Below are 2,989 nucleotides of genomic sequence, written 5' to 3'. Positions count from 1 at the left end.
CAGCGTCTACCTCCGCGCCACCGACGAAGCGGTCAACGTCCTGGTCGGTGCCCTGGACACCGACGTCACCAGCGCGCAGATCGCCGCCGAGGTGAAGCTGGAGGTCCTCATCAGCCGGGGCCGCCTCGCCGACGCCCAACTCGCCGCCGAACAGGCCCGCTACCGCACCGTCCAGTACGCCGAGACGCTCCGCCGGACGCTGGAGGCCACCCGGCGCAACGTCCGCGCCGTCGACTGGCTCAACGCCGTCCCCGACATGATCGCCGAGGCGCTCGACCACGTCGCCGACCGCTACCGCCACGAGAACGCGATCCTCACCAACATCCGCAAGGCCAGGGACGAGGCGGAGGAGCCCGAGCACAAGCGGCGCGCCGCCGAGCTCGTCGACATCGTCAAGGACTGCATCCGCCGGCACACCCAGCTGCAGTCCCGGCTGCTGGAGGCCGGGCCGCTCTTCCGCGCCGAGCAGGACCGGCAGGCGTTCGCCGCCCCCACCGCGCGCGTCGGGCTCGACCTGTACGGCCAGCTCGTCGCCCCCGTGCTGCCGCTCCCGGTCGACCAGGCGTCCCGGGTCACCGACGCCTTCTTCGTACACGGGACGGGACTGCGCACCCCCGTCTCCGTGCGCGTCGGCGACCTCGTCGACCTGCTGCTCACGCCCCCGGTCGAGCGGGAGCACCTGGGCGCCGAGATGCCCGAACCCGACCTCATCGCCACCCCCGACGACAGCCGGTTCAGCGAGGAACAGCTCGCGCACGCCATGGAGCTGCTCGACCTGGACCACGACGTGCCCCGCCGGCTCTCCGGACTGCTGGCCGAGGCCCGCCTGAGCGACCCCGAGCTGCCCTATCTGGTCGCCCTGCTCGCGGTCCACGCGGCCAGCCCGCCCGTCGGCACCGCCTACCGCCAGGGCGAGCGCAGGCTCCTCTTCGCGGTCGACGACGGCACACCGCTCGACGATCCGGAGTTCGGCGGCGCCGACCTGATAGTGGGCACGGCCCAGCTGGACGCCGCCGGCATGGCGGCGGACCGCAAGGACGCCTCATGAGCGGACCCGCTCGCCGCCCACGCCCCGGGGCCCGCCCGGCCCCCACCGGCCGGGCCCCCACCGGAACGCACCGAGAGCGCCGCACCACCCGTACCGAGGAGCCACCGCAGTGACCGAGCAGCACGCCGAGCCCGTCGACGCGTGGGGCGACCCGCAGCCCGCGTACCCGGCCGAAGCCGCCCCGCAGGCCGCCGGCCCGGCGCTCACACCCGCGGACGCGGCCGACGCGGCCCGGCTCGTCTCCTTCGGACTGCAGCCCAAGCTGATGCCGGCCCGCGACGCCGAGTACACCGAACTGCTGCGCCGCTACCGCGAGGACCCTTCCTTCGCCCGGCTCGCCGACGCCGTCGCCACCGGGCTCGGACTCGTCGTCCTGGAGGTCTCCACCCGCGCCGGCATGGCCGTGACCGCCGGCGAGGACTCCGTCTTCGCCGTACGCATGGGGGACTACGCCCGGCGCGCCTCCTCGGACACCGCCGACCGCTTCCTGCACGGACTGGCCCACCTCGCCGTCGCCGCCATGGCCTTCCCGCGCCCCGAGGACCTCGCCGACGACGCCTACATCGGCCGCATCACCGTCAACGGGGTCGACGCCTTCGTCCGCCAGGCCTGCCACCGTCTGGAGGAGCGCGCGGCGGAGCACGGCGACAACACCGACCCCGCCACCGACGCACCCGGCCTGGAATCCGGCTGGCGCGTGTACGCCCGCCGCAGTTCCACCGGGGCCACGAAGGACGCCCGGCGGCTCGCCGGATCCACCACCGGCATCATCGGCAAGGCCGCCGCCTTCCTCGCCGACTCCGGCTTCCTCCAGCGCACCGGGGACGAGGCGGGCGGCACCTACCGCACCACCGCCCGCTACCAGCTCCAGGTACGCGACATGGCGGGCGGCGCGGCCATGGCCGAGCTGCTGGAACTCGGAGTCGTCCCGGTCACCGACGGTTCGGCCACGCTGCTGCCACCGCCCGACGCCGACGGCCTGGAGCTGGCCGCCGACGCGGGCCTGCCCTTCCACTCCTGACGAAGAGCCCGCTCCCCTCCAGCCCGCACGCGCCGACGGCGCCGCTGCCCCACCCGCTTCCTGAACGACGAGAGTCCGCCGCCATGTACGAGTTGTCCCGGGTCCGCCTCTACTCCATCGGACCCGCCGGCGCGCGCTACGCCGACACCGTGCTCGACCTGCGCGGCGTGGGGGAGCCCGTCCCCGACCCCGCTCCGGCGCAGGCGGAGTTCTTCGAGGAGGAACCGGTCGGCCCGCCGCGCCGACCCGCGCCCGCGGGCGTGCTCTTCCTGGAGAACGGCGGCGGCAAGTCCGTCCTGCTCAAGCTGATCTTCTCGGTGATGCTGCCGGGCCACCGCAACACCCTGGGCGGCGCCAGCTCCGGGGTCCTGCGCAAGTTCCTGCTCGCCGACGACTGCGGACACGTCGCCCTGGAGTGGCAGCACACACTCACCGGCGAGTGCGTCGTCGTCGGCAAGGTCAGCGAATGGCGCGGGCGCCAGGTCTCCAACGACCCGCGCAAGTTCGCCGAGGCCTGGTACTCCTTCCGTCCCGGGCCCGGCCTCAGCCTCGACAGCCTCCCCGTCGCCGAGGCCACCTCGGTGGGCCGCCCCGTCGAAGGGGCCTCCGGAGCCCAGGGCAGGCGCCGCACCATGAAGGGCTTCCGGGACGCCCTCATGGACGCCGGGAAGTTCTACCAGCACCTCGACGTGCACTGGGAGGAGATCCACGACCGCTGGAACGAACACCTCGGCGACCTGGGCCTGGACCCCGAACTCTTCCGCTACCAGCGTGAGATGAACGCCGACGAGGGCGAGGCGGCGGGCCTGTTCGCCGTCAAGAAGGACTCCGACTTCACCGACCTCCTGCTGCGCGCCGTCACCGACACGCGTGACACCGACGGCCTCGCCGACCTGGTCAGCGGCTTCGGCGACAAGCTG

General features: G+C 73.8%; 2 protein-coding genes and 1 pseudogene. All 3 read left to right on the top strand.

All coding sequences use genetic code 11. The features are described from left to right. On the top strand, positions 1-1,048 hold a 1,048-nt coding region (locus IH13_RS37525), incomplete at its 5' end, for a hypothetical protein (protein ID WP_031084645.1). A 109-nt stretch (positions 1,049-1,157) separates the two neighbouring features. Beyond that, a complete protein-coding gene (locus tag IH13_RS0114965; RefSeq protein ID WP_031084644.1) occupies positions 1,158-2,069 on the top strand; it encodes a hypothetical protein in 912 nt (303 codons plus the stop codon). A gap of 83 nt (positions 2,070-2,152) precedes the next feature. Then, positions 2,153-2,989 (top strand): annotated as a pseudogene (locus IH13_RS0114960) (hypothetical protein); the annotation flags it as partial.

The organism is Streptomyces sp. NRRL WC-3549 (genome assembly GCF_000721935.1).
Classification (GTDB): Bacteria; Actinomycetota; Actinomycetes; order Streptomycetales; family Streptomycetaceae; genus Streptomyces.
The sequence above is the reverse complement of the archived record's forward strand: the minus strand, read 5'-3'. Positions and strand labels throughout refer to the sequence as shown.